This is a genomic window from Sphingomonas sp. AC411 (assembly GCF_979253035.1).
Map to the genome: position 1 here is coordinate 317,326 of NZ_CEEDAQ010000001.1, position 26,964 is coordinate 344,289.

Consider the following 26,964-nt stretch of genomic DNA (forward strand, 5'->3'; position numbering starts at 1 on the left):
GCGTTTAACGGCGCAAACTTTCCCTCGCTTGCTCCGGGCGGGTCGCGGCGCCACATATCGACGATGCAAACGACACCCGACACGCTCGCCCTCATCGGCAATACTCCCCTGGTCCGGCTGAAAGGACCCAGCGACGCCACCGGCTGCGATATCTTCGGCAAGTGCGAATACGCCAACCCCGGTGCGTCGGTGAAGGATCGCGCCGCGCTGTTCATCGTCGAGGACGCCGAGCAGCGCGGGTTGCTCCAGCCCGGCGGCACGATCGTCGAGGGGACCGCGGGCAATACCGGGATCGGCCTCGCGCTGGTCGCCAATGCGAAGGGCTACAAGACGATCATCGTCATGCCCGAGACGCAGAGCCGCGAGAAGATGGACACGTTGCGCGCGCTTGGTGCCGAACTGGTACTGGTCCCCGCCGCCGCCTTCTCCTCGCCCTGCCATTTCGTCCATACCTCGCGGCGGATCGCCGAGGAGACGCCGGGCGCGATCTGGGCAAATCAGTTCGACAACACCGCCAATCGCCGCGCGCACATCGTCGGTACGGCCGAAGAGATCTGGGCGCAGTTGGAGGGCCAAGTCGACGGCTTCACCTGCGCGGCCGGAACCGGCGGGACGATCGCCGGGGTCGGCCTGGGGTTGAAGGCGAAGGACGAAAGCGTCTGCATCGCGCTCACCGATCCGCACGGCGCGGCGCTGTATAACTATTATGCGCACGGCGAGTTGAAGTCCGAGGGATCGTCGGTCGCCGAGGGGATCGGTCAGGGGCGTATCACCGCCAATCTCGAGGGCGCGCCGATCGATACGCAGTTCCGGATTTCCGACCAGGAGGGCTATGCCTGGGTCCGCCGCCTGCTCGACGAGGAAGGGCTGTGCCTCGGTCTCTCGTCGGGCATCAACGTCGCCGGCGCAGTGGCGCTGGCACGGCATCTGGGACCGGGCAAGCGGATCGCGACCATCCTGTGCGACACCGGATTCCGCTATCTTTCGACACTGTATGACCCGACGTGGCGCGAGGCGAAGGGCCTCGCTTGAGCGTCCAGCCCGGCGGAAAACCGCCCCGGCATCGACAGGCGGGCGGTGGTCGGGTATCGGAACGCGGTAAGATGAAGTTACCACACGAACCCTCGCAGACCATGCAGCGGATCAAGGTCGGGATGATCGGCCTGGCGGCGGTCGTGCTGCTGATCGGACTGGCGAGCGCGATCATCGGTTCGACGAATCGCGAACGACCGGTCGCCACCGCGGGCACCGCGCAGGCGGACGTGGTGGCGAACATGGTCGTTTCGAACAGCGTCGCGGTGGCCGGCTCGGGCGAGCCGCTCGCGGAGATGGGCGTGGCACCGAGCGCGAACGTGCAGGCTCCCGCACAGTAATACCAGCGTAGCGCCGCACTATCTCGCTCCCCCTGGAAGGGAGGGGCTGGGGGTGGGTTGGTCCGCTTGGTCACTGGCGGTCGATCATGCGGAAGCCGACCCACCCCGACCCCTCCCTTCCAGGGAGGAAGCGTTGTCCTTCGATGACGTGTAACGCGCTCTGGCTGCCGGCCTCCGAGGGACGAGCGCTCATGGTCGATTCTGACAGCGTGGTGGTGGCCGGTGCGGGCGAGCCGCTCGCGGAGATGGGCGTGGCACCGAGCGCGAACGTGCAGGCTGTCGCACAGTAATCGTCAGCCTAACGCCGCAGTATCTCGCTCCCTCCCTGGAAGGGAGGGGCTGAGAGTGGGTTGGTCCGCTTGGTCACTGGCGGTCGATCTGCGGAAGCCGACCCACCCCGACCCCTCCCTTTCAGGGAGGGGCGAGCGTCGTCCTCTGATGACGGGTGGCGAGCCCTCGCTGTCGCTGGCCGCAGGGCAGGCGCTTCCCTTTGGACTATCCCCGAATTTCCCCAGGACTGATCGGGCTCTGCAGCAGGTAACATCCAATCTGCGGGTAAATTCCCCCGGACTGCCCCCGGACTGAACGTCGAAACCGGCGTGAAATCCGTCCAATCCCCAAAAATCCCGTTGCGTCCCCGCATGGCTATGATAGATGGAGGTTAATAGGGGCACGTTCACCGTTAGCTTTAAAGCGCGGCCGGAGCGCGACGATGGTCGCTTTCCGGGATGGTGAAACGTGTGCGCCATTTCGAAGGGTTTTGGCGTGTCGGTTCGTGGTCGCTATCAAGGAGACGGTATCGGCCTTGTCGACGACAAGGGCCGGGTAGCCATCCCTTCGGCACTCCGCGCCACCCTCTCCGCAAATGCGCCCAAGGCGAACGGCAAGGACGGCGGGACCATCATCATCGGCGCGCATCAGAAGAATCGCTGCCTGGTCGCGTATGATCCCGGTTACGTCGACATCCTCGCCGATCGACTCGATCGCCGCGAATCCGAGAACACGTCCGAGAGCGGCGAATACGACTATAACATCAAGCGCGCCGCCGCGTCGGGCGAAGCGGTGCCGTTCGACGGCTCCGGGCGCTTCATCATGCCTGCGTTCCCGCGCTTCTATGCGGGCATCAAGGGCCATGCGTTCTTCTACGGCGTGCTCGATTACATCGAGATCTGGGACCCTGCGACGCTGATCGCCACCGACGGCATGCCCCCGTCGTCAAGGAAATGGCGCGCTTCTATATGGCCGAGAAGGGGTTGCGCTGTGAGCACTCCTGAAGCTCCGCATATCCCGGTATTGCTCGACGAAGTTCTGGCCGCGCTTTCCCTGAGCCCGGCGAGACGATGGTCGACGGCACGTTCGGTGCGGGCGGCTACACGCTGGCGCTGCTCAAGTCCGGTGCGCGGATCGTCGCGTTCGACCGCGATCCAGACGCGATCGCGAATGGTCGCGCGATGGAAGAAGCCGAAGAAGGCCTGACGCTGATCGCCGCGGACTTCTCGGCGATGGCCTCGGAACTCGAAGCGCGCGGGCTGGCACCGGTCGACGGCGTGACGCTCGATATCGGCGTGTCTTCGATGCAGCTCGACCAGGCCGAGCGTGGCTTCTCGTTCCAGTCGGATGGCCCGCTCGACATGCGGATGGCGCAGGCCGGCATGTCGGCGGCGGATTTCGTCAACGAAGCGGACGAGAACGAGATCGCCGACGTGCTCTATCAATATGGCGACGAGCCCAAGTCGCGACGCGTCGCGCGCGCGATCGTCGCGGCGCGCCCGCTGACGCGGACCGGCGAGCTGGCGCACATCGTCCGCCGCGCGCTCGGCTATAAGGCGCACGACAAGAAGGACCCCGCGACGCGCGCGTTTCAGGCGATCCGCATTCACGTGAACCGCGAACTGGGCGAGCTGGCCGACGGATTGCTGGCGGCCGAGCGCGTGCTCAAGCCCGGTGGCCGGCTCGCCATCGTGACCTTCCACAGCCTCGAGGACCGGATGGTGAAGCGCTTCCTGCGCACGCGTTCCGGCGGCTCGCCTTCAGGTTCGCGTCATCTTCCGCAGGTGAAAGCCGTTGCGGAACCTAGTTTTTTCACGTCGGCCGCGGTGTTCGCGCCAGCGAGGCCGAGATCGCACGCAACCCGCGTGCGCGCTCGGCGACATTACGGACGGCGCGGCGGACCTCCGCGCAACCCTGGACGGAAGAGGTGACGACATGACGGCGGCGTATCGGATGAAGGGTGTGGGCTGGTTCGGGGGCTGCGTGGCCGTCGTGCTCGGTTTCTACCTCGTGTCGCTGCAGGTCGCCGCCGAGCGCAAGAAGCTGGAGGCGGTCAATGGTCAGATCCGCGTCGCCCAGCGCGATATTCGTGCGCTCGAGACCGAGTTCGACACGCGCGGCAATCTGGCGCAGCTCGAGCGCTGGAACGGTGACACGCTGGCGCTGTCGGCGCCGACCGCCGGCCAGTTCGTGGTGAGCGAGGCCGCGCTCGCGGCGCTCGACGTCAACAGCCTTCGCGCGGACGGGGTCCAGACCGCCGCGCTGCTCGTGCCGTCGGGGGCGGGGGCCGTCGTTTCCACGTCGACCGTCCCGGTGACCGCTGCTCCGCCAGTCGTGAAGCTTTCCCCCGTTGCTCCAATTCAGATGGCGCAGGTCAGCGCACCGCGCGCGATGAACGTCGCGATCCAGGCTGCGTCGAAGACCGCGCTCTAGCCGGTCGTGATCCGCGCGTCGGTATCGACGCCACGCTCAGCCGAGGCTGCGCTCGTCCGCGCCGCCAAGACCGAGCGCCTCGCCGCCGTCGCGAAGGTTCGTCCGCAGGCGGTTGCGATGCTCGACCGCAAGCTGCTGTCCGATACGACGCTGGGTGACATCATGAGCGGGGCCCGCTCCGAGAGCCGTAAGCGGCGGTGACCGCCTTGGTCGCCCGGCCTGTCTCGCAACAGCGTAGCGCCAACCAGCGTCACGCCCTGGTGGCGACGGCGCACACACGCCTGATGATGTTGATGTTCCTGTTCGGCGCAGCGGTGCTGGTGGTGGTCGGACGGCTCGGGATGCTGGCGGTGCAGGCATCGCTGGCCGATCCGCAGGCGCGCTCGGTCGCGATCGCGGCGCGCGGCGATATCGTCGATCGCAACGGCTCGCCGCTCGCGCGGACGATCGATGCGTGGACGGTCGCGGTTCACCCGAAGAAGCTGATCGGCGATCCGACCGAGATCGCCAGCAAGCTCGCGGCGTTGATGCCCGAGGCCGGCGACCAGGCGCATTATTATGCGCTGCTGACGTCGCGAAAGAACTTCATCTATCTCCAGCGCCGTGCGTCGCCGGCGCTCGTCGAGCAGGTCAATGCGATCGGCGAGCCTGCGATCGTGTTCGACCGCGATACGCAGCGGTTGTACCCGCAATCGACGATGGCGGCGCATGCGCTCGGCTTTCTGTCGACCGCGGGTCACGGCATGAGCGGGATGGAGCGCGTGCTCGACGAGCGGCTGACCAACCCCGCGCTCAACGGCACGCCGGTCGCGTTGTCGCTCGACAACCGCGTCCAGGCGGCGATGGAGAGCGAACTCGGCCGCGCCATGACCACCTTCTCGGCCCGCGGCGCTGGCGGCATCGTCCTCGACGTGGCGACCGGCGAGGTGATCGCGATGGTCTCGCTGCCGACCTTCAATCCCAACCGGGTCGGCATGTCGGGCAGCGAGGAACTGCGCAACGTCACGACGCAGAGCGTGTTCGAGCTGGGATCGACGTTCAAGCCGATCACGATGGCGACCGCGATGGATACCGGCGTGGTGACCTCGTTCGCCCGGCGTTTCGATGCGACGCATCCGCTCCAGGTCGGGCGTTTCACGATTCACGACGAGCGCGGCGATCCGAAGCGCTGGCTGAACATGGCCGAGACGCTGATCTATTCGTCGAACATCGCCACCGCGCGGGTTGCCGACGAGGTCGGTCCCGCGAAGATGCAGGCGATGTTCAAGAAGCTGGGCTTCGATACCAAGCCCGACATCGAACTGCGCGAGAAGGGCCGGCCGTTGTGGCCGAAATACTGGGCGCGGACGACGACGATGACCACCGCCTATGGCCACGGTATCGCGGTGACTCCGCTGCATCTGGCGAGCGCATATGCCGCGCTGGTCAATGGCGGGATCTGGCGGCCGGCGACCTTGCTGAAGGTCGCGCCGGGGCATGCGCCGGTCGGGCGTCGCGTGATCAGCGAGCAGACCAGCGCACGGATGCGGCAGATGTTGCGGTTGATCGTGCAGCGCGGCACCGGTCGCAAGGGCGATGCGCCGGGTTACCGCGTCGGCGGCAAGACCGGGACGGCCGAGGCGGCAGTCTCTGGCGGGTATGATCATTCGCGCAACGTGGCGACATTTGCCGCGGCATTCCCGATGGATGCGCCGCGCTATGTCGTGCTGGCGATGCTCGATCTCGCCGCTCGGTACCAAGGAAACCTTCGGGTGGAAGACGGCGGCGTGGAATACCGCGCCCGTCGTGGGCCGGACGATCTCGCGCGTCGGGGCGATCCTGGGCGTGGTGCCCGATGCGCACCGCGATATCGACGTGTCTGACATCGTGCCGACTTTGTGGCAGGACCCGTCGCATACGCAGCCGACCGGGCAATGAGGACTATTGCATGAAACTCGCAGCGCTGACCGACGGGACGGAAGAGGCGCAGGTGACGGGGTTCGCGATCGATCACCGCAAGGTCGCGCCGGGCACCGTGTTCGGCGCGTTCGAAGGCGCACGCGTGAACGGCGAGGATTTTATCGCCGACGCGATCCGTTCGGGCGCGATCGCGGTGGTCGCGCGGCCGGGGCTGACGGTCGAGGGCGCGACGTACATCGCCGACGACAACCCCGCGAACGGTTCGCGCAACTGGCCGCGAAGTTCTTCGCGCCGTTTCCCGAGACGTCGGTGGCGATTACCGGCACGAACGGGAAGACGTCGTGCGTCGAGATGACCCGGCAGTTGTGGCGGATGGCGGGGTTCCATGCGGCCTCGATCGGGACGCTCGGGGTTACGACGGCTGACGAGCGGGTGACGACCGGGCTGACGACGCCTGACGTGGTGACGTTCCTGTCGAACGTGGCGGGGCTCGCGCGCGAGGGTGTGACGCATCTGGCGTTCGAGGCGTCGAGCCATGGGCTGACGCAGTACCGGACCGAGGGGCTAAAGGTGACCGCGGCGGCCTTCACGAACCTCAGCCGCGACCATCTCGATTATCACGGCGACATGGCAGCGTATTTCACTGCCAAGATCCGGTTGTTTTCGGAAGTGTTGTCGCCGGACGGTACGGCGGTTGTGTGGGCGGACGATCCGCAGTCGGCGCGGGTGATCGATCTGGCGCGGGAGCGTGGCAATCGGCTGGTGACGGTCGGGACGCAGGGCGAGACTTTGCGGCTGGTGGGCCGCGATCCGACCTTGCTGGGGCAGGGGCTGGCGATCGAGGCTGAGAAGCGGACCTACGAGGTGACGCTGCCACTGATCGGCGCATATCAGGCGGCAAACGCGCTGGTATCCGCCGGGCTCGTGATCGCGACCGGCGGCGACGTGGCCGCGACGATCGCCAACCTTGCGCGGTTGCAGCCGGTGCGCGGGCGGCTGGAGCGTGCGGTGATCGCGAAGTCGGGTGCGCCGGTTTATGTCGATTACGCGCATACGCCCGATGCGCTGGAGGCGGCGATTGCGGCGCTCAAGCCCCATGCTGGAGGCAAGCTGATCGTGGTGTTCGGTGCAGGCGGCGACCGCGACACCGGCAAGCGCGAGACTATGGGGCAGGTCGCGGTGCAGCACGCCGACCGGGTGATCGTCACCGACGATAATCCGCGGACCGAGGATGCGCGGGCGATCCGCTGCGATGTCCTGAAGGGCGCGCGCGGGGCTGAGGAGATCGGCGACCGGCGGGCGGCGATCGGGGCTGCGGTGCGCGAGGCTGGGCCCGAGGACATCGTGTTGATCGCGGGGAAGGGCCACGAGCAGGGCCAGATCGTCGGCGATCTGGTCCTGCCGTTCGATGACGTGACAGTGGCGCGGGAGTGCGCGGCGTGAGGGGGCGACGTCTTCATTCCCCTCCCGCTTGCGGGAGGGGCTAGGGAGGGCGCGACGTACGTACTGGCGTCCGGTTCGTTTGGCTCGCCCCTCCCGACCCCTCCCGCAAGCGGGAGGGGAGCAGTGAGTCTCTGGACTTCCGCCGAGATCGCGGCCGCTACTGGCGGTGTCGCGTCTGGTGATTTCTCCGTCAGCGGCGTCGCGTTCGATTCGCGCGAGGTTGGCGCGGGCGACTTGTTCGTGGCGATGAAGGGCGAGGCCAGTGACGGACACCTGTTTCTCGACCAAGCCTTCGCACAGGGCGCGGCGGGGCGATCGTGTCCGAGCCTTGCGATCATCCGCACGTGCTTGTCGCGGACAGCTTCGTCGCGTTGCAGGCGCTTGGGCGGGCGAGCCGGGCTCGGAGCGGTGCCAAGATCATCGGCGTCACTGGCTCCGTGGGCAAGACCAGCGCGAAGGAGGCTCTCTTCGCCTGTCTCGACCGCGCAGCCCCCGGCGAGGTGCATCGGTCGGTCAAGAGCTACAACAATCATACCGGCGTGCCGCTCAGCCTCGCGCGGATGCCTCGGGATGCGAAGTTCGGCGTGTTCGAGATGGGGATGAACCATGCCGGTGAACTCGCCGAGCTGACGCAACTCGTCCGCCCGCATATCGCGATGATCACCGCGATCGCGCCTGCGCATACCGCGTTCTTTCCCGACGAGAGCGCGATTGCGGATGCCAAGGGGAGATCTTCGCCGGGCTTGATCCGGGCGGAACGGCGATTGTGCCTTATGACAGCCCGCACCGCGATCGGCTGCTCGGTCACGCCGCGCCGCATGCCGCGCACATCGTCACGTTCGGTAGCGAGAAGGGCGCCGATGTCCGCGCGATCGAGGCGATGCGGCTGCCGACCGGCGGGACGTTCGTCACCGCGCGCATGGGGCAGGGGGCCGAGCACGAACTGAGCTTCACGGTCGCGCAGCCCGGCGCGCATTGGGTATCGAACGCGCTGGGCGTGTTGGCGTGCGTGCGGGCGGCGGGGGCGATCTCGGTTTGGCTGGGCTCGCGCTGGCCGAGCTTGGTGGGCTGCAAGGTCGCGGCGCGCGGTCGCTCGTCGAGGTTGGCGACGGGCAGGCGCTGGTGATCGACGAGAGCTACAACGCCAACCCCGCCTCGATGCGTGCAACGCTCAGCGTCCTCAGCCACGAACCCGGCCGGCACATCGCGGTGCTCGGCGAGATGCGCGAGCTGGGCGAGGGCTCGGACGACTATCATGCCGGCCTCGCCGAGCCGATCCTCGCCGCGCGCGTCGAAATGGCGCTGCTCGTCGGTGAAGCGATGGCGCCGCTTGCGCAGGTGCTTGAGGGACAAGTCGAAACCGTCCATGTGGGCGACGCTGCGGCCGCGCTCGCGTCGTTACGGACGATCCTGGCGCCGGGCGATGTCGTGCTCGTCAAGGGATCGAACGGGGTGGGCCTCGCCCGCGTCGTGGCTGGTCTTCAAGCTGGCCTCAAAGGCGGGATTAACTGAATGTTGTACTGGCTCGCCGAGCATCTGGGGTTTCCCGGCCTGCTGAACCTCATCCGTTACCAGACGGTGCGGACCGGTGGTGCGGTGGCGACCGCCTTGATCATCGGCCTGATCATCGGGCCGAAGTTCATCGGCTGGTTGCGCGTGCGGCAGGGCAAGGGGCAGCCGATCCGCGCCGACGGCCCGCAGACGCATCTGTCGAAGCGCGGCACGCCGACGATGGGCGGGCTGATGATCCTGACCTCGATGTGCCTGGCCATCTTCCTGTGGATGGATCTGAGCAACCCGTATGTCTGGGCGTGCGTGTTCGTGACGCTCGGCTTCGGGACGATCGGGTTTCTCGACGATTACGACAAGGTGCGCAAAGCGAGCACTGCGGGGATTAGCGGGCGGACGCGGCTGCTGCTGGAGTTCGCGATCGCCGGGATCGCCGCGACGATCATCATGTCGCAGAACGGGCCGCATCTGTATCTGCCGTTCACGTCGCGCATGTATCTCGACCTCGGCTGGTTCTTCCCGGTGTTCGCGGCGTTCACGATCGTGTCGTTCGGCAATGCCGTGAACCTCACCGACGGGCTCGACGGTCTGGCGACGATGCCGGTGATCATCGCCAGCGTCGCGTTCATGGTGATCGTGTACCTGGTCGGGAACGTGAAGTTCGCCGATTATCTCGGTATTCCGCATGTGCCGCGTGCGGGTGAGCTGGCGATCTTCTGCGGAGCGATCGTCGGGGCTGGGCTCGCGTTCCTGTGGTTCAATGCGCCGCCGGCGGCGGTGTTCATGGGTGATACCGGGAGCCTCGCGCTCGGTGGCGCGCTGGGGACGATCGCGGTCGTCGCGCATCATGAGATCGTGCTGGGGATCATCGGCGGGCTGTTCGTGATCGAGGCGCTGTCGGTGATCATCCAGGTGTTCTTCTACAAGCGCACCGGCAAGCGCGTGTTCCGGATGGCGCCGATCCACCATCATTTCGAACAACTCGGCTGGGCCGAGGCGACCGTCGTGATCCGGTTCTGGATCATCGCGCTGGTGCTGGCGCTGGTCGGCCTCTCGACGTTGAAGTTGCGGTGATTATTGCGAAGGCCTGGCGCGGGAAACGCTATGCGGTGCTGGGGCTGGCGCGGTCTGGGGCTGCGACTGTGCGGGCGCTTGTGGCTGGTGGGGCGAGCGTTGTCGCTTGGGATTCGGATGAAGTTCGGCGTGACGTCTTTGCTCCCTCTCCCCTCAGGGGAGAGGGTTGGGGTGAGGGGCAGCCCAGCAATGCTGCGCCTGGAACAGCTCCTCACCCAACCCTCTCCCCGGAGGGAGAGGGCTTTTAGAGATCGCACCGCTTGATGACCTCGCCGGGTTCGACGCGCTCGTCGTGTCGCCGGGAGTGCCTCTGAACACGCATCCGCTCGCGGCAACCGCGCGTGCGGCCGGCGTGCCTGTCATCGGCGACATCGAACTCTTCGCGCAGGCCCGCGCAGACCTCCCCCGCACAGGGTCGTCGGCATCACCGGCACCAACGGCAAGTCCACCACCACCGCGCTCGTCCACCACATCCTCAAGACCGCCGGCATCCCGACGCTCATGGGCGGCAACATCGGCCTGCCGATCCTCGAACAGCAACCGCTCCCCGAGGGCGGCGTCTATGTGCTCGAACTGTCGAGCTACCAGATCGACCTGACGCAGACGCTTGATTGCGACGTCGCGGTGCTGCTCAACATCACGCCGGATCATCTCGATCGCTATGACGGCTTCGAAGGCTATGCGGCGTCGAAGGCGCGGCTGTTCGCGATGCAGTCGGTCGAGCATGACGCGGTCATCGGGATCGGCGATGCGCCGTCCGCGCAGATCGCGCGCGGGCTGTCGGCGAAGGGCGAGCATCTCACCAAGATCGCGCCGGGCGTGTGCATGGATCAGAGCAACTGGCCCGCGCTCCAAGGCCCGCACAACGCGCAGAACGCGCTCGCTGCGATCGCGGTCGTGAAGGCGCTGGGGGTTAGCGAGGTCGATATCGATCGTGGCCTCACCAGTTTCTCCGGCCTGCCGCACCGGATGCAGCAGATCGCCTCCTATGGCGGCGTCGCCTATGTCGACGACAGCAAGGCGACCAATCCCGAGAGCACCGCGCCCGCACTCGCTGCGTTCGACCGGGTCCACTGGATCGTCGGTGGCCGCGCGAAGGGGGACGACCTCGACGCCTGCAAGCCAGCCTTTGGTCACGTCGTTCGCGCTTACACCATCGGTGAAGCGGGGCCGCGGTTCGCTGAAATCCTGAAAGACTCCATGCCCGTCGAGAATGTCGGCACGCTCGACGCCGCCGTCCGCATCGCCGCCGCCAACGCCAAGCCCGGCGACACGGTGTTGTTATCCCCAGCCTGTGCTAGCTTCGACCAGTTTCGCGATTACGAAGCGCGCGGGGCGGTGTTCCGCGCTGCGGTGGAGTCGCTGGCATGACCGATATGCGCGCTGGGACCATGGATATGGGTGTGTCCGGACAGAAGAACGGGATCGTCGCGAAGATGAAGCGGCGCGGCGGGCGGGGCGACCAGTCGCCGCTCGGCACGTGGTTCTGGGATATCGACCGGATGCTGCTGTTGCTGACGCTGTTCCTGATCGCGATCGGGCTGATCGCGGTCGCCGCGGCGTCGCCGGCGAGCGCGGTTCGCTATTCGGGTGAGCATCACAAGATCGCGCCGCTCTATTATTTCTGGCGGCAGTTGATGTGGGTCGGGGTGTCGCTCCCCGTGCTGTTCGGCGTGTCGATGATGCCCGTCTCGATGGCGCGGCGGATGGCGATCGGCGGGTGTGCGCTGTTCGTGCTGATGTTGATGGTGACGCCGTTCATCGGGGTCGAGGCGAACGGCGCGCGCCGCTGGCTCGGCGTCGGGTTCGCGCAGTTCCAGCCTTCGGAGTTCCTGAAACCGCTGTTCATCGTTACCGTCGCGTGGCTGTTGTCGTTGCGTGCGAAGGATGCCGAACTCCCGACCGTGTTGATTACCGGCGCGATGACCGCGGGGGTCGCGGTGCTGCTGATGCTGCAACCCGATTTCGGCCAGACGATCATCTTCTGCTCGGTATGGCTGGCGCTGCTGATGATCGCGGGGACGCCCGTGCGGATACTCGTCGGGCTCGTCGCGCTCGCGCCGGCCGGGCTGGTCGCAGCCTATATATTCTACGGCGTGGCGCGGTCGCGGATCGATGCGTTCCTGTTTCCGGGCGTCGAGGGCGAGGGTGCGTCGGATCATTTCCAGACGAATGCCGCGCACAACACGCTGACTGCGGGCGGCTGGACCGGCACTGGGCCTGGCGCGGGGGCGGCGAAATTCGGGCTGCCCGAGGCGCATACCGACTATATCTTCTCGGTGATCGGCGAGGAATTCGGGCTGATCGCGTGCTCCGTGATCGCGGTGATCTTCCTCGCGATCGTGGTGCGCGTGTTCGTCAAGCTGCTGGACGAGCAGGACGAATTCAAATTGCTCGCCTCGGCCGGGCTCGCGACGCAGTTCGGTGCGCAGGCGCTGGTGAGCATGGCGGTGAACACCGGCCTCGCGCCGTCGAAGGGTATGACGCTGCCGTTCATCAGCTATGGCGGCTCGTCGATGGTGGCATTGTCGGTCGGCATGGGGTTGCTGCTGGCGTTTACCCGGCGCAATCCGTTTCTCACGCGGAGCCCCTATGTCGTCCGCTGGAGTGGTGAATGAGTAAGCATTACGTCTTAGCGGCCGGTGGCACGGGCGGACACATGGTCCCGGCAGCGGCGCTCGCGGCCGAGCTGACCAAGCGTGGCCACCGCGTCGCTCTCGTGAGCGATGCGCGCGGCGTGCGGTTTCCGGGGCTGTTCGAGGAAATCCAGACGCATGTCCTGCCGGCTGGGCGGTTCAGTGGCGGGCCGCTGGGCTGGGCGAAGGCGACGCGCGAGATGTGGCGCGGGCGGGCGATGGCGCGCGAGCTTTACCGGACGTTCAAGCCCGCTGCGGTGATCGGCTTCGGTGGGTATCCCGCGCTGCCGGCGTTGCTGGCTGCGTTCGCGGACAAGATCCCGACCGCAGTGCATGAGCAGAATGCGGTGCTGGGCCGGGTGAACCGCTTTGTTGCAGGGCGCGTGGATGCGATCGCGACGTCGTCGGAGCCGACCGAGCGCCTCGCGCCGAAGCTGCTGGGCAAGACGCATCTGGTCGGCAATCCGGTGCGCGAGGCGGTGCTGGCATTGCGTGCGCGCCCGTATCCGTTGCTGGAGGAAGACGGCATTTTCCGCGTGCTCGTGACCGGGGGAGCCAGGGGGCGAGCATCCTGTCGCAGGTGGTGCCCGATGGTCTGGCGATGCTGCCGGTGACGTTCCGGCGGCGGTTGCAGGTGACTCACCAGGCGCGGATCGAGGATATCGACGCGGTGCGCGCCAAGTACGCCGAGCATCATATCCCGGCCGAACTGGCGACGTATCTGCCCGATATGCCCGAGCAACTGGCGTGGGCGCATCTGGTGATCGCGCGCGCGGGGGCGTCGACGATCTCTGAGCTGACTGCGGCGGGGCGGCCGGCGATTTTGGTGCCTCTGCCGAGCGCGACCGACGATCACCAGACGGTGAACGCGCGCGAGATCACGAAGGCGGGCGGCGCGCGGACGATCGCGCAGGGAGACTTTACCGCAGTGGAACTGGCCAAGCAGATGCAGAAACTCGGGCTCGATCCGGCCGCGTTGCAGAACGCCGCGGGGCGTGCGCGGAGTTGCGGACGGCCCAATGCGGCGAGCGATCTGGCCGATCTGGTCGAGAGCCTGGATGCGCCGGTGTCGCGTATTCCGGTCGGCGCCCCCTCCAAGCCCAAGGCGCAGTTCGCATGAAGGGCGTCGCGACGGATATCGGCACGATCCACTTCGTCGGGATCGGCGGGATCGGCATGTCGGGCATCGCCGAGGTGATGAAGAACCTCGGCTACCGCGTGCAGGGATCGGACGTGGCCGAGGGCTATGTCGTGCAAGGGTTGCGCGACAAGGGCATTCCGGTGGCGATCGGTCACGCCGCGTCGAACATCGGCGACGCCGCTGTGGTGGTCGTGTCGACCGCGATCGTGCGCTCGAACCCGGAGGTCGAGGCGGCGCTCAATGCGCGCGTGCCGGTGGTGCGGCGCGCGGAAATGCTCGCCGAGCTGATGCGGTTGAAGTCGACGGTTGCCGTGGCGGGGACGCACGGCAAGACCACGACGACGTCGATGGTGGCGGCGTTGCTCGATGCGGGTGGCGTCGATCCGACCGTCATCAATGGCGGCATCATTAACTCGTACGGGTCGAACGCGCGACTGGGTGCGAGCGACTGGATGGTCGTCGAGGCGGACGAGAGCGACGGCAGCTTCCTGCGGCTCGACGGGACGATCGCGGTGGTTACCAACATCGATCCCGAACATCTCGATCATTACGGCTCGTTCGACGCGGTGAAGGATGCGTTCGTCGAGTTCGTCGAGAACGTGCCTTTTTATGGCGCGGCGCTGCTGTGTCTCGATCACCCGGAGGTGCAGGGGATACTGCCGCGGGTGCGCGATCGTCGGGTCGTGACCTATGGTTTTTCGGCGCAGGCTGACGTGCGCGGCGTCGAGGTAACGCCGATCCCGGGCGGCAATCGCTTCGATTGCGTTGTTCGCGAGCGCGACGGCGCGACGCGGACGATCGCGGGAATCGAGATGCCGATGCCGGGGCGGCATAACGTCCAAAACGCGCTGGCGGCGATCGGCGTAGCGCTGGAACTCGGGATTGCGGATGCGACGATCCAGCAGGGGTTCGCCAAGTTCGGCGGCGTGAAGCGGCGCTTCACCAACGTTGGCGAAGTGGCCGTCGAAGGTGGGAGCGTCACGATCATCGACGATTACGGCCATCACCCGGTCGAGATCCGCGCGGTGCTGGCGGCGGCACGTGAAGGCGTGAAGGGGCGCGTGATCGCGGTGGTGCAGCCGCATCGGTATTCGCGGCTGGGCAATCTGATGGAGGATTTCCAGACGGCGTTCAACGACGCGGACCGGGTGCTGGTGACGCCGGTCTATGCGGCGGGGAGGCCCCTGTGGAAGGCGTCGATGCGGCGGCTCTGGTCGAGGGGTTGAAGCGGCGTGGGCACCGGTTTGCGGGTGTGGTCGCGGACGCTGACGCACTGGCGGTGGAACTGGCGGCGACGATCGAGGCTGACGACATGGTTGTTTGCTTGGGGGCTGGCGACATCACGAAATGGGCGGCTGGCCTCGCCGATGCGATTGCCATTGAGCGCCCAAAGGTGCTGGCGTGAGTTCTGCATCTCCTTGTTTCCCCGCGAAGGCGGGGACCCAGACTGGGCTCCCGCCTTCGCGGGAGAACATCAGGGGGAGTGTCGAGGCTAGTGGTTCGCTCGCCGACTTTATCTGGTTTCGTACCGGTGGTCCGGCCGAATTGCTTGTGCGACCAGCGGACGTTGATGATCTTGCCGAAATGCTGAAGACGCTCGATCCTTCGACGGCCGTCCTACCGGTCGGCGTAGGCTCGAACCTGATCGTGCGCGACGGTGGCGTACCCGGTGTGGTCGTGCGTCTCCCCAAGGCGATGGCGAAGGTTTCGGTGCAGGACGGTCGCGTTCGTGCCGGGGCTGGGGCAATGGGGATTACGGTCGCCAGCGCCGCGCGTAATGCTGGGATTGCCGGGCTCGAGTTTCTGCGCGGGATTCCGGGCACCGTCGGCGGTGCGGTTCGGATGAACGCGGGTGCTTATGGCCGCGACGTCAGCGATATTCTGGTTGAGGCCACTGTGGTTACGCGGGACGGTTCGGTCGAAGTCTGGCCTGCTGAGAAGCTTGGTTTTACCTATCGCCATTCGGACTTGCCGGCCGGCGCGGTCGTGGTCGAAGCCGTATTCTCCGGCACTCCCGGAGATCCGGCGGTGATTGGTGCGGAGATGGATCGGATCGCGGCCGAGCGCGAGGCTTCGCAGCCGCTCCGCTCGCGGACCGGTGGGTCTACGTTCAAGAATCCCGAGGGGCACAAGGCTTGGGCTTTGATCGACGCGGCGGGGTGTCGGGGGCTGACTCGCGGCGATGCGCAGGTCAGCGAGAAGCATTGCAATTTCCTGCTGAACCTCGGGTCCGCGTCGAGCGCGGAGATCGAGGCGCTGGGTGAAGAGGTACGGGACAGAGTGAAGGCGCATTCGGGGGTGACGTTGGAATGGGAAATCCAGCGGGTTGGCATTTCTCTCCCTCCCGCTTGCGGGAGGGGTCGGGGAGGGCGGTCTGGATACCGGCATCTCGCATCAACCCCTCCCGACCCCTCCCGCAGGCGGGAGGGGAGCAGTGAGAGGTCCTCTTCACATCGCGGTTCTCATGGGCGGCTGGTCGGCGGAGCGTGAGGTTTCGCTGATGTCGGGCAATGGTTGTGCGGACGCGCTGGAGTCGCTCGGGCACCGGGTTACGCGGATCGACATGGGGCGCGATGTTGCTGCCAAGCTGGCTGAGGCGAAGCCTGACCTCGTGTTCAATGCACTGCATGGGACGCCTGGCGAGGATGGGTCTGTGCAAGGGCTGCTCGACCTGATGGGTCTGCGCTACACGCACTCCGGTCTTGCGACTTCCGTGATCGCGATCGACAAGGTGCTTACCAAGCTGCTGCTCGTCCCGGCGGGAGTGCCCATGCCGGGTGGGCGGATCGTCAAGTCGGCGGACCTGTTCGAGAGCGATCCGATGGCGCGGCCGTATGTGCTGAAGCCGGTCAACGAGGGATCCTCGGTCGGCGTGGCGATCGTCACCGACAGCGGCAATTACGGCAATCCGATTTCGCGCGACAGCGTCGGGCCTTGGGGCGAGTTCGAGGAACTGCTCGCCGAGCCGTATATCCGTGGGCGGGAGCTGACGACGGCCGTGCTGGGCGGCAAGGCGCTCGGCGTGACCGAGTTGAAGCCCAAGAGCGGCTGGTATGATTACGACGCGAAATACACCGACGGGATGACGGTGCACATCTGCCCGGCGGAGATTCCCGACGAAATCACCGACGCCTGCAAGAGCCTTGCGCTCGAAGCGCACCGGCTGCTCGGCTGCAAGGGCGCGTCGCGGTCGGATTTCCGCTGGGATGACGAGCGCGGCGTCGACGGGTTGTTCCTACTCGAGGTCAATACGCAGCCGGGGATGACTCCGCTGAGCCTCGTTCCCGAACAGGCGCGGCATATCGGCATGAGCTATGCCGAACTGGTGCAGGCGATCGTCGACGAGGCGCTGGCGGATCATCCGCTTGCGCAAAGCGGGGCGCCATGAGCCGCACGATCAAGCGCGGTCCGCCGCCCAAGCGGCCCGCCCCGCGGCGGAAGGTCGCGGTCAAGAAGGTGTCGGTGATGGACCGGCTGGTCGGGATGCTCCCGGTCAGCGAGGAGACGCTCAAGAAAATTGCGACCTGGTCGATCCTCGGCGCTGGTGGGGCGGTGGCGATTGCGGCGGCGACGTGGGTCGGCATCCCCGGCATGATCGGTGCCGCTCTGGCCGAAGGCGCCGGGCGCGCGGGTTTCAAGGTCGAGCAGATCGAGGTGACCGGCCTCAAGCGGATGGACCGGATGTCGGTCTACGCGGTCGCGCTGGAGGACAAACAGAACCAGACGTCGATGCTGTCGGTCGATCTGGAGGCGGTGCGGCAGAAACTGCTGCGCTACGGCTGGATCGCGGACGCGCATGTGTCGCGGCGGCTGCCCAACACGATGCTGGTCGATATCGTCGAGCGCACGCCCGCGGCGGTGTGGCAGGACAATGGCCAGCTCACACTGATCGATTCGTCGGGTGTGCTGCTGGAGCCGGTGCAGCCCGATGCGATCCCGAATCTCCCGCTGGTGATCGGGCCGGGCGCGGATCGGCAGGAGGCGTCGTACCAGATTCTGCTCGCCGCCGCGCCCGCGCTGAAGCCGCGCGTGAAGGCGGCGACCTGGGTCGGCAATCGGCGCTGGGACCTCACCTTCGAGAGCGGCGAGACGTTGGCGCTACCCGAGGACGGAGCGCCCCGAGCGCTTGTGAAGTTCGCCGAGCTGGACGGCGCGCGGCCGTTGCTCGGGCGCGGCTGGATCCGGTTCGACATGCGCGATCCGACCAAGCTGGTCGCGCGCAAGCCGGGCGCGAGCCTGGCGCACAGCGTCGACGTGCCGGCCCCTGCCAGTGTGGGGGCCAGCGTGCCGGAAACGGGCGAGACTACGAATACCCCGTCGCAAACGGCGGGCGCGAACGTAACGGGCGGGGAGGGATGACATGGCAAAGGTGGCACCGGAAGGGCTGATCACGGCGCTCGATATCGGGTCGTCGAAAGTTTCGGCGATGATCGCGCAGAAGGGGACGGGGGCGAGCTGATCGTGCTCGGCACCGGCCAGCGCGAGAGCCGCGGCGTCAAGCGCGGCTATATCGCCGACATGGCGACGACCGAGGCGGCGGTGCGCGAGGCGGTCGAGCAGGCCGAGCGGATCGCGGGGATCAACATCGAGAATGTCTGGGTCGGGTTCTCGGCTGGCGGGCTCGTATCCGATGTCGCCGAGGTCGAGTTCGAACTGGGCGGCCACCGCGTCGAGCAGCAGGATATCGATGCGTTGCTCGCTGCGGGGCGCAACTCGATCGATCCGCAGGGTCGCATGGTGCTGCACGCGCAGCCCGCGCTCTATACGCTCGACGGGCTGACGGGGGTGAAGACGCCGCTCGGTCTGCATGCGGATCGGCTCGGGGTGCATATCCATGTCGTGGCGGCGGACGGTTCGCCGGTGCGCAATCTCGATCTGTGCGTGCGGTCGGCGCATCTCGAGGTGAAGTCGATCATCGCCTCGCCGGTCGCGACGGGCCTTGCGTGCCTTAGCGACGAGGAGCGCGAGCTTGGCGTCGCCTTGGTCGAGATGGGGGCGGGGATCACCAACGTGTCGCTGTTCGCAGGGGGCATGCTCGTCGGCCTGACCTCGATCCCAATCGGCGCGCAGGACATCACCGACGACATCGCCAGCGCGTTCGGCACGCGGCGGCAGAATGCCGAGCGGATGAAGTGCTTCCACGGCTCGGCCAACGCGTCGCCCCGCGATAATCACGACATGATCCCGGTCATGCCGATCTCCGCCGAGGACGGCGCGGGCGAGGGGCTCAGATCACCAAAGCGCAGCTGATCGGGGTGATCCGCCAGCGGCTCGAGCATCAGATGGGTGAGGTGCGCAACGCGCTCACCAAACTGAAGTTCGAGGGGCCGGTCGGGCGTCAGGTCGTGCTGACCGGCGGCGGCGCCGAGCTGAAGGGCATCGCCGACTATGCGCAACAGGCGCTCGGGCGGTCGGTGCGGATCGGTCGACCGCGCGGGCTGACCGCGCTGCCGGAAGCGCATGGCGGACCGGCGTTCGCGACGCTAGCGGGGTTGGCCTTCTATGCGGCGACCAACCCGATCGACCTTCGCGGGCTCGCGCCGCAGCGGACGACGGTGCACCGGCCAAAGGGAATGGGCATGGTCCGCAAGTTGATTCAGGCGGCACGCGCGAATTATTAAGAGTTTCGAGGGCGCTGGCGTTATTTCGGCTGGAACCGGCCGTGGCGTTGGTGCACACAGATTAATCAGGGGCCCGGCCGTAGCGTATCTACCGGGTTGTGCGGAGAACGGCGATGAGCATCGAATTCCTTAGTCCCGAAGTGGACGATCTGGCCCCCGCATCGCGGTGATCGGCGTCGGCGGCGCGGGCGGCAACGCGATCGCCAACATGATGCGGGCCGACGTCCAGGGCGTCGACTTCCTCGTGGCGAACACCGACGCGCAGGCGTTGAAGCAGTCGACCGCACCGCAGCGGATCCAGCTGGGTACCAAGATCACGCAAGGTCTCGGCGCCGGTTCGCGTCCCGAGATTGGGCGTGCGGCCGCCGAAGAGACGATCGACCAGCTCGCCAAGATGCTCGAAGGCGCGCACATGTGCTTCATCACCGCCGGCATGGGCGGCGGCACGGGCACGGGCGCGGCACCGGTCATCGCCAAGGCGGCGCGCGACATGGGCATCCTGACCGTCGGCGTCGTGACCAAGCCGTTCGCGTTCGAGGGCAACCGTCGCGCGAAGTCGGCCGAGGGCGGCATCGACGAGCTGCAGAAGTATGTCGACACGCTGATCGTCATCCCGAACCAGAATTTGTTCCTCATCGCCAACGCAAACACGACCTTCAAGGAAGCGTTCACGATGGCGGACGAGGTGCTCCAGCAGGGCGTCCGCAGCATCACCGACCTGATGGTGATGCCGGGCCTCATCAACCTCGATTTTGCCGACGTCCGCTCGGTGATGCAGGAGATGGGCAAGGCGATGATGGGCACCGGCGAGGCAAGCGGCGACAACCGCGCGCTCGAGGCGGCGCAGAAGGCGATCTCGAACCCGCTGCTCGAAGGCGTGAGCATGCGCGGCGCGAAGGGTGTCATCATCTCGATCACCGGCGGCGACGACATGCGCCTGCTCGAAGTCGACGAAGCCGCGAATCACATCCGCGACCTGGTCGATCCCGATGCGAACATCATCTGGGGTTCGGCGTTCAACCAGGAGCTGGAGGGCAAGATCCGCGTCTCGGTCGTCGCGACCGGAATCGACGCTGATGCGCGCCCGCCCGAGGTTGCGCCAGAGCCGACGCGCTCGTTCAGCTTCGGGTCGCGCAAGACGGATGAGAACACGTCGTTCCGCCCGAGCGAGCCGGCTGCGGCGTCGGCCGCGCCCGCTGCGTCGGCCGCTGACGAAGAGCCGCTCGACCTGAATGCGTCGTCGGAAGTCGAGCCGTCGTCGTCGAAGTCGGACGACGAGCTGGTGCTCGGTGCCGAGACGATCGTTCCGCAGGCAGCACCATTGGCCGCGCCCGCGCCGGCCGCACCGGCGCCGCAGCCGGCTCCTGCGCCGCGCGTCTATGGTGACGAGCCCTATGGTCGCGGTCCGATCGCACGTCCGGCCTCGGCATCGGCCGTGCCGCCGGCCCGTGCGCCGATCGCACCCGCCATCCCGGCGCCGACGCCCGCTGCGGACGAGGGTGGCGCGCGGCGCCGCTGGCTTGCGCCGGGTGCCGAAGCGGCTCCGGAGGCGGTTCCGGCCGCACCGCGCGTGAAGCTGGGTGGTACGCTGTTCGAGCGCATGTCCAACGCGGCCCGCGGCGCGGCGAAGGAAGACGGCGAAGCGACCCCGCAGGATCCGCTCGACATCCCGCGCTTCCTGCATCGCCAAAACAACCAGTAAGCCTGCGCGCCGTTCTCTTGGTCTGGCGGGAGAACGGCGGGGCTAGATGGGTTGGTCGGGGTGTCGTTCTGCAACATCTTCACCTCCCCGGCGGGGGCCGGGGCCCAGTTGCGAGGTTGATGTAACGGAACGTTTTCGATCGGTATTTCCGTCTCCCAACTGGACCCCGGCCTTCGCCGGGGAGGCGGCATTGCAGAGTGAGCGCTTTTCCAAGATCGCATATGTCGAATCCGCAGATCGTAATCCTCGCCCGTTGCTTGCCCCTCGGTGCTGCACTCGTCGACACCCCGCCCCAGTTCGCCGCGCCCATGCGTCGGAGACATTGCCGGTTCGGTCGGGCTGGCGTCTAGACAGATGATCCTCATGACCCGCTCGTCCCATCATCTCCTGACTGCCGCGCTGGCGCTCGTGCTGGCTGCCGTGCCGTGCGCGGTCGTCGCGCAGGAAGTCGTGCAGGCGATCCCGGGGACGACCGATGCGGACAAGCTGGGCGATCTCATGCGCCGGGTCGCGAGCAATCCTCGCGACGTCGATGCGCTGATCCGGGCGGGCGACCTTTCGATGGGGCTGGGCGATCTGAGCGGCGCCGCGGCGTTGTTCGCACGCGCCGAGAAAGTGAACCCGCGCGATGGTCGGATCAAGGCGGGGATGGGGTCGATCCTGGTCCGATCGGAGCGGCCGGGCGAGGCGCTGCGCTATTATGCGCAGGCGGAAAGCCTCGGTCTCGACCCGCGGAATTTCGCGGCGGATCGCGGGCTCGCCTACGATCTGATCGGCCAGCAGGATCGTGCGCAGCGCGATTACCGGGTCGCGCTCCGTAATGCGCCGGATGACGAGACGATCAGGCGCTACGCGCTGTCGCTCGGCATTTCGGGGAAGCCGGAACTCGCGATCCAGCAGCTCAATCCTCTGCTGCTCAAGAGCGATCGCGGTGCATGGCGCTCGCGCGCGTTCATCATCGCGATGAACGGCGACGTCGCGGGTGCCGAGAAGATAGCGACCACGATGATGCCCGCCGGCACCGCGCAGGGTCTGCAACCGTTCTTCCAGCGTCTGCCGACCCTGCCGGCGAGCGACCGTGCGTTCGCGGTGCATTTCGGTGAGGTCCATGCGACGCCGGCGCGCTTGGCGGATGCGCGGATGGCGCCGCCGCTAGGCATCCTCGCCGCCGATCCGACCGCGCCGGTGATGATGGCTGCGGTGCCGCAGCCGGTCGTCGTCGCTGCGTCCGGCAAGACCAAGCGCGGCCGTCGCAGCAAGCCGGGCCGGACCGAGATGGCCGCGACGACGCGCGCCACAACGCCGGTCCCCGTTGTAGCGACGCCTACTCCGGCCACCCCCGCTCCGACTATTCCCGCTGCGGTCGCACCGCCGGTTCAACTCGCGTCGTCGTCGGTCCCGATGGTGCAGGCCATGCCTCCGCAATCGACAGCGGCGCGTGTCGCGACACCGCAGCCGACCTATCGTGCACCGCAAGTCGCGCAGACCACCACCGTCGCGCCGCAGACACAGGCACCGGTCGCCGTGGCACGCGTCGTGCCGACACCGACGCCGGTGCCCACCTCCGCGCCGACTTCGACAGGGCGCTGCCCGCGACCACCGTCACGCAGATGGCGGCCGTGCCCGCGGGGCGGATTCAGTCCGAAAGCAACACGCGCGTGGCCAATTCGATCGCGGCCGCGGCGCTCGCGTCGACGGGTACGACGGCCAAGCCGGTAGCGCCCACCCTCGTGACACCGGCCCCGGTGCAACAGGCCTCAGTCCAGTCGCAGCCCGTGACACCGGCGCCGGTGCAGCAGGCTTCGGTCCAGCCAAGGCCGGTTCAGCAGGCCAGTGCCGCACCGCTGCCGACTCCGGGCTTCTCCGCAAATGGAGCGACGACGACTACGACGCCGGTCGAGGTCGCCGCGGCGATGCCGCCGCGCGCAGTGGCGGCGAGTGAGGATTCGATCCTCGCGCGGATCGTTGCCGGGTTGTCGATCCCGGCGTCAGAGCTCGATGTCGCGCCGATGCGCCCCGCGCCTGTCGTGACGCAGGCCGCTGTGCCGGTCTCCGACGACGCCGAGCGCGTGCTCGCCGAGGCGAAGGCCAAGCTCCAGCGCGATGCGGCGGCAAAGAAGATTGCGGCCGAGCAACTCGCTGCCGACAAGAAGGCTAACCTCGACAAGAAGGCGGCGGCGCGAAAAGCCATCGCCGACAAGAAGGCGCTTGCCGAGAAGAAGGCGGCCGCCGCCGAGAAGCTTGCTGCCGACAAGGCTGCGGCCGAGGAAAAGCGGATCGCGCGCGCCAATCCCGAACGCATCTGGGTACAGGTGTCGACGGGCGCGACCGAGGGCGATCTGCCCAAGGCGTGGAAGGGTGTGAAGGCCAAGGCGCCGGCCGTGGTCGGCAGTCGCAGCGGCTGGACGACTCCGTGGAAGGCGACGAATCGCGTGCTGGCCGGGCCGTTCAAGACCGATGCGGAGGCGCGCACCTTCGTCAATCAGCTCGCCAAGGAAGGCGTTTCGACGTTCAGCTTCACCAGCGAACCGGGCCAGGTCATTACGAAGTTGCCGTCGAAGTGAGTTACCGCGCGCCCTGGGCTTCGGACCCGGCGCGCAGCAAAGGACGGCTTCAAGAGGAACAGAACGGGTCCGTCCGTGGCCCTCGCGATGCCTTTCAGCGCGATCGAGACCGGATCATCCATTCGATCAGCTTCCGTCGCCTGCGCCACAAGACGCAGGTGTTCATGGCGCCGGACGGCGACCATTTCCGGGTACGTCTGACGCACAGCCTGGAAGTCGCGCAAATCGGCCGGACGATCGCGCGGACGCTGGCGCTGAACGAGGATCTGACGGAGGCGTTGTGTCTGGCGCATGACATCGGCCATCCGCCGTTCGGCCATGCCGGCGAGGATGCGCTGAAGGCGGCGCTGACCGGACAGGGTGGGTTCGACCACAACGGTCATACGCTGCGCACGCTGATGACGATCGAGCGGCCGTATCCGATGTGGAACGGGCTCAACCTGACATGGGAGACTCTCGAGGGTCTCGCCAAGCATAATGGGCCGGTGCGGCATCCGGGCTGGGCGCTGGCCGCGGCGGATGCGGAGTTTCCGCTTGCGCTGACCAGTTTTTCGTCGCTGGAGGCACAGGTCGCGGCGATCGCGGACGATATCGCGTACGACAATCACGACATCGACGATGGCTTGCGCGCCGGACTGTTGACGCTCGACCAGATGCTGGCGGTGCCGCTGGTCGCGAGCGGCTGGGACGACGTCCGCCGGCGGTTCCCGGACGTTGCGCCGAAGCGGCTGGTCGGCGAACTCGTCCGCACGCAGATCGGTACGATGGTCAACGATCTGATCGCCGAAACCCGCCAGCGGATCGCGGCGAGCGGCGTTGCGAGCGTCGACGACGTCCGTGCCGCCGGGCAGTGCCTGGTCGGGTTTTCAAGTGAGATGCGCGAGGCTGAGCGTGATCTCAAGCGCTTCATGTATGCCAATCTGTATCATCACCCGCGCCAGTTGGCGGCGGCGGATGCGGCACACGGCATCGTGTCCGGACTGTTCGCGGTGTATCGTGACGATCCCGCGACGATTCCCGAGGAATGGCGCGAGCGGCTGCCGTCCAAGGATCCCGACCGTAGCCGGCATATCGCGGATTTCATCGCGGGGATGACGGACAGGTATGCCGTGTCGCGCTACCGCGAATTGGTTGGCCCGATCGATCTGCCCGAGGGGTTCTGAGCGACTGATCCTCCCCCGCCAGGGGGCGCCGAAGGTGACGGAGGGGAGGACGCGCAACGGATGTTGGCGCTTACCTCCCCTCCGTCTGGCAGTCACCCCCCCCCGGCGGGGGAGGATCGAAACAGTGCATTGCCCCAAACGCAAAACGGCGGCCGGACCGTGGTCCGACCGCCGCTGCAATCACTAAAACCCAGTTAGTTCAGCGCGTGACCGAAGCGATGCCGCCGGCTGCGCCAGTGGCTTCGGCGGTCTTGAATGCGACCGGGACGCCGCCCGACACACCCGATACGCGATCGCCGCGGACGATCAGGTGGAACTTCTGGCCCGACGGGTAGCGACGGCCGTCGATGACCTGGCGGCCACCGTCCTGGGTCGAGGTGTAGACATAGGTGCTGCCCTCATGGACGAAGCTCTGCTTGGACTCTGCGGCCATGCCGATCGTCGAGGTGAGGGCGGCTGCTGCTGCTGCGATGATCTTGAAACTAGTGCGCATGATCGTGTCTCCCGCGTTGTGCGTCGAGCCGGATCAGGTCTTCTCCCAACTCTCGAGTCGGATAAATATTGCGGTGCAGCATAAGCCGCAATTGCAAAGCCGGCGATCACGCTTGCGTGCGCTGCAACGACGTATCGACCTGACGATGCGGTGAACTGCGGCGGTGACATAGTTCCGCGACATCTCAGGCGCATAGCCGACGCGAAGGAGAGGATCGTGTCTGCTTCCAGTATCGCGCTCAATCGGTTCGGCCTTGGTGCGAGGCCCGGTGAGGGCGTCTCCGGGGACCCGGCGAAATGGGTGCTCGCGCAGTGCGAGCGCTTTGATGCGCGGCCCCCAGCAATTGCCACCGCGCCGTCGACGTCGAGCGTTTCGGCGACCCTGGCGACGTATTTTGCGCAGCAGAGGATGATCAGGGCGGAGTTCGGACCCCGTAGGCCGAAACCGGCGCCGGGCGCCGCGGCGCCGATGAACGCGCCGGGCACCTCTACGCCGATGGCGGCACCCGCCTTGCCAGCCACGATGGCCCCGCCCGCCATGCCCGGTCCAGCCGCAGACAATCCCGGCGAAGCGGCCCGGCGCGCCGCGCGGCAACTCGCCGGCAAGCAGAGTCGCGACGATTACGGCGGCGCGGTTGCGGCCTGAACGATTGCCGCGCTGACGAGCGGTGCGCCGTTCGTCGAGCGGCTCGTGCATTTCTGGGCGAACCATTTCGCGGTTTCCACCGACAAGCTCGAAGTCACCGGGCTCGCCGGGCCGATGGAGTTCGAGGCGATCCGCCCGCACGTCCTCGGCAATTTCGCCGACATGCTGAACGCGGTCGAGCGTCATCCGGCGATGCTGCTGTATCTCGATCAGGCCGTATCGGTCGGCCCCGACAGCCCGTTCGCCGCGCGCCGACCCAAGCGACGCACCGGCCTCAACGAAAATCTCGCGCGTGAAATCATGGAGTTGCACACGCTCGGCGTCCGCAGCGGGTATACCCAGGCCGATGTCACCGAATTCGCGCGGGCGATGACCGGCTGGACGGTCGCGGGGATCGGTCGCGGGCCGGGTGCGCGCATGCGGGATGACGCGCGTCCTGGCGCGTTCTTGTTTCTCGCTGAGGTGCATCAGCCGGGCGACCGGACCGTGATGGGCAAGCGCTATCCCGCGGCAGGCGAGGCGCAGGCACAGGCGGTGCTGGCCGATCTTGCGATCCATCCGGCGACCGCGACTCATATCGCGACCAAGCTCGCGCGGCATTTTGCGGGCGACACGCCGCCGCCGGCGATGGTGAAGCGCCTCCAGGCCGCGTTCCTCACATCGGGCGGCGACCTGCCGACTGTCTATCGCGCGTTGGTGGCGTCCCCGGAAGCTTGGGTGACGCAGCCGGTGAAATTCAAATCGCCGTGGGAATGGTATGTCTCGACGCAGCGTGCGCTCGGCACGACCATGGTCCAGCCCGGTGTGACGGTGGGCATGATGAACCAGCTCGGCCAGCCGGTGTGGAAGCCGGGGCAACCGGTCGGCTACGACGATATCGCTGCAGCCTGGGCCGGGCCCGACGCGATCCTGCGCCGCGTGGAGGCGGCGGAGCGATTGCTGCGCGTGCCGGGCCGGTCGATGCCCGTGCGCTGGCGCCGACGCTGTTCCCGGCGTCG

General features: G+C 67.1%; 13 protein-coding genes and 11 pseudogenes. 23 read left to right on the forward strand and 1 reads right to left on the reverse strand.

Annotated features, from left to right (window positions below; genetic code table 11):
* Window positions 1-63: 63 nt before the first annotated feature.
* The 21 genes and pseudogenes from AC0IX7_RS01635 (at window position 64) to AC0IX7_RS01735 (ending at window position 24,828) form a co-directional block, all read left to right on the forward strand.
* Window positions 64-1,032, forward strand: coding sequence for a cysteine synthase A (locus AC0IX7_RS01635; RefSeq protein ID WP_471810153.1), 969 nt, complete (start codon window positions 64-66; stop codon window positions 1,030-1,032).
* Window positions 1,033-1,103: 71 nt separating this feature from the next.
* Window positions 1,104-1,373, forward strand: coding sequence for a hypothetical protein (locus AC0IX7_RS01640; RefSeq protein WP_471810154.1), 270 nt, complete (start codon window positions 1,104-1,106; stop codon window positions 1,371-1,373).
* Between the two features lie 1,260 nt (window positions 1,374-2,633).
* A pseudogene (gene rsmH / locus AC0IX7_RS01645) lies at window positions 2,634-3,582 on the forward strand (16S rRNA (cytosine(1402)-N(4))-methyltransferase RsmH).
* The gene (locus AC0IX7_RS01650) at window positions 3,579-4,076 is read left to right on the forward strand and encodes a hypothetical protein (RefSeq protein ID WP_471810155.1); all 498 of its coding nucleotides are present in this window, start codon (window positions 3,579-3,581) and stop codon (window positions 4,074-4,076) included. Before rsmH ends, AC0IX7_RS01650 begins: the two are co-directional and overlap by 4 nt.
* A gap of 6 nt (window positions 4,077-4,082) precedes the next feature.
* Window positions 4,083-4,277: a hypothetical protein gene (locus AC0IX7_RS01655; protein ID WP_471810156.1), complete on the forward strand. Its 195-nt coding sequence runs from the start codon at window positions 4,083-4,085 to the stop codon at window positions 4,275-4,277.
* Window positions 4,274-5,993 (forward strand): annotated as a pseudogene (locus tag AC0IX7_RS01660) (peptidoglycan D,D-transpeptidase FtsI family protein). Before AC0IX7_RS01655 ends, AC0IX7_RS01660 begins: the two are co-directional and overlap by 4 nt.
* A 10-nt stretch (window positions 5,994-6,003) precedes the next feature.
* A pseudogene (locus tag AC0IX7_RS01665) lies at window positions 6,004-7,418 on the forward strand (UDP-N-acetylmuramoyl-L-alanyl-D-glutamate--2,6-diaminopimelate ligase).
* Window positions 7,419-7,541: 123 nt separating this feature from the next.
* Window positions 7,542-8,930, forward strand: a pseudogene (locus AC0IX7_RS01670) (UDP-N-acetylmuramoyl-tripeptide--D-alanyl-D-alanine ligase).
* Complete coding sequence (gene mraY, locus AC0IX7_RS01675) at window positions 8,931-10,001, forward strand: phospho-N-acetylmuramoyl-pentapeptide-transferase (protein WP_332797461.1); 1,071 nt, start codon at window positions 8,931-8,933, stop codon at window positions 9,999-10,001.
* Window positions 9,998-11,372: pseudogene (murD, locus tag AC0IX7_RS01680) on the forward strand (UDP-N-acetylmuramoyl-L-alanine--D-glutamate ligase). The gene mraY and the pseudogene murD overlap by 4 nt, the downstream one beginning before the upstream one ends.
* Before the next feature lie 65 nt (window positions 11,373-11,437).
* Window positions 11,438-12,619: an FtsW/RodA/SpoVE family cell cycle protein gene (locus tag AC0IX7_RS01685; RefSeq protein ID WP_254686375.1), complete on the forward strand. Its 1,182-nt coding sequence runs from the start codon at window positions 11,438-11,440 to the stop codon at window positions 12,617-12,619.
* Window positions 12,616-13,757: pseudogene (gene murG / locus AC0IX7_RS01690) on the forward strand (undecaprenyldiphospho-muramoylpentapeptide beta-N-acetylglucosaminyltransferase). The gene AC0IX7_RS01685 and the pseudogene murG overlap by 4 nt, the downstream one beginning before the upstream one ends.
* Window positions 13,754-15,183 (forward strand): annotated as a pseudogene (gene murC, locus AC0IX7_RS01695) (UDP-N-acetylmuramate--L-alanine ligase). The pseudogenes murG and murC overlap by 4 nt, the downstream one beginning before the upstream one ends.
* A gap of 68 nt (window positions 15,184-15,251) precedes the next feature.
* Window positions 15,252-16,115 (forward strand): annotated as a pseudogene (gene murB, locus AC0IX7_RS01700) (UDP-N-acetylmuramate dehydrogenase); the annotation flags it as partial.
* A gap of 127 nt (window positions 16,116-16,242) precedes the next feature.
* Window positions 16,243-17,166, forward strand: coding sequence for a D-alanine--D-alanine ligase (locus AC0IX7_RS01705; RefSeq protein ID WP_471810157.1), 924 nt, complete (start codon window positions 16,243-16,245; stop codon window positions 17,164-17,166).
* Entirely contained in the window at window positions 17,163-18,137 is a 975-nt protein-coding gene (locus AC0IX7_RS01710) for a cell division protein FtsQ/DivIB (protein ID WP_471810159.1), read from the forward strand. Before AC0IX7_RS01705 ends, AC0IX7_RS01710 begins: the two co-directional genes overlap by 4 nt.
* A gap of 1 nt (window position 18,138) precedes the next feature.
* Window positions 18,139-19,399: pseudogene (ftsA, locus tag AC0IX7_RS01715) on the forward strand (cell division protein FtsA).
* 113 nt (window positions 19,400-19,512) lie between these two features.
* Window positions 19,513-21,101 (forward strand): annotated as a pseudogene (gene ftsZ, locus AC0IX7_RS01720) (cell division protein FtsZ).
* Between the two features lie 354 nt (window positions 21,102-21,455).
* The gene (locus AC0IX7_RS01725) at window positions 21,456-22,820 is read left to right on the forward strand and encodes a tetratricopeptide repeat protein (RefSeq protein ID WP_471810161.1); all 1,365 of its coding nucleotides are present in this window, start codon (window positions 21,456-21,458) and stop codon (window positions 22,818-22,820) included.
* Window positions 22,760-23,665, forward strand: a complete 906-nt coding sequence (locus tag AC0IX7_RS01730; RefSeq protein ID WP_471810163.1) for an SPOR domain-containing protein — start codon at window positions 22,760-22,762, stop codon at window positions 23,663-23,665. Before AC0IX7_RS01725 ends, AC0IX7_RS01730 begins: the two co-directional genes overlap by 61 nt.
* Complete coding sequence (locus AC0IX7_RS01735) at window positions 23,662-24,828, forward strand: deoxyguanosinetriphosphate triphosphohydrolase (RefSeq protein WP_471810165.1); 1,167 nt, start codon at window positions 23,662-23,664, stop codon at window positions 24,826-24,828. Before AC0IX7_RS01730 ends, AC0IX7_RS01735 begins: the two co-directional genes overlap by 4 nt.
* 199 nt (window positions 24,829-25,027) lie before the next feature.
* Here AC0IX7_RS01735 and AC0IX7_RS01740 read toward each other — a convergent pair whose 3' ends face one another.
* A complete protein-coding gene (locus AC0IX7_RS01740) occupies window positions 25,028-25,321 on the reverse strand; it encodes a hypothetical protein (RefSeq protein ID WP_471810167.1) in 294 nt (97 codons plus the stop codon).
* Window positions 25,322-25,789: 468 nt separating this feature from the next.
* On the opposite strand from AC0IX7_RS01740, the gene AC0IX7_RS01745 reads away from it, so the two are divergent.
* Window positions 25,790-25,966: a hypothetical protein gene (locus tag AC0IX7_RS01745; protein WP_471810169.1), complete on the forward strand. Its 177-nt coding sequence runs from the start codon at window positions 25,790-25,792 to the stop codon at window positions 25,964-25,966.
* Window positions 25,967-26,011: 45 nt separating this feature from the next.
* Window positions 26,012-26,941, forward strand: a pseudogene (locus AC0IX7_RS01750) (DUF1800 domain-containing protein); the annotation flags it as partial.
* Window positions 26,942-26,964 lie beyond the last annotated feature (23 nt).

Excerpts from the sequence above, each read along its gene's own strand:
- AC0IX7_RS01685 (WP_254686375.1), top strand. The coding sequence starts at position 11,438 with ATGAAGCGGCGCGGCGGGCGGGGCGACCAGTCGCCGCTCGGCACGTGG.
- mraY (WP_332797461.1), top strand. The coding sequence starts at position 8,931 with ATGTTGTACTGGCTCGCCGAGCATCTGGGGTTTCCCGGCCTGCTGAAC.
- AC0IX7_RS01745 (WP_471810169.1), top strand. The coding sequence starts at position 25,790 with ATGAACGCGCCGGGCACCTCTACGCCGATGGCGGCACCCGCCTTGCCA.
- AC0IX7_RS01740 (WP_471810167.1), bottom strand. The coding sequence starts at position 25,321 with ATGCGCACTAGTTTCAAGATCATCGCAGCAGCAGCAGCCGCCCTCACC.
- AC0IX7_RS01725 (WP_471810161.1), top strand. The coding sequence starts at position 21,456 with ATGATCCTCATGACCCGCTCGTCCCATCATCTCCTGACTGCCGCGCTG.
- AC0IX7_RS01635 (WP_471810153.1), top strand. The coding sequence starts at position 64 with ATGCAAACGACACCCGACACGCTCGCCCTCATCGGCAATACTCCCCTG.
- AC0IX7_RS01650 (WP_471810155.1), top strand. The coding sequence starts at position 3,579 with ATGACGGCGGCGTATCGGATGAAGGGTGTGGGCTGGTTCGGGGGCTGC.
- AC0IX7_RS01710 (WP_471810159.1), top strand. The coding sequence starts at position 17,163 with ATGAGCCGCACGATCAAGCGCGGTCCGCCGCCCAAGCGGCCCGCCCCG.
- AC0IX7_RS01705 (WP_471810157.1), top strand. The coding sequence starts at position 16,243 with ATGGGCGGCTGGTCGGCGGAGCGTGAGGTTTCGCTGATGTCGGGCAAT.
- AC0IX7_RS01640 (WP_471810154.1), top strand. The coding sequence starts at position 1,104 with ATGAAGTTACCACACGAACCCTCGCAGACCATGCAGCGGATCAAGGTC.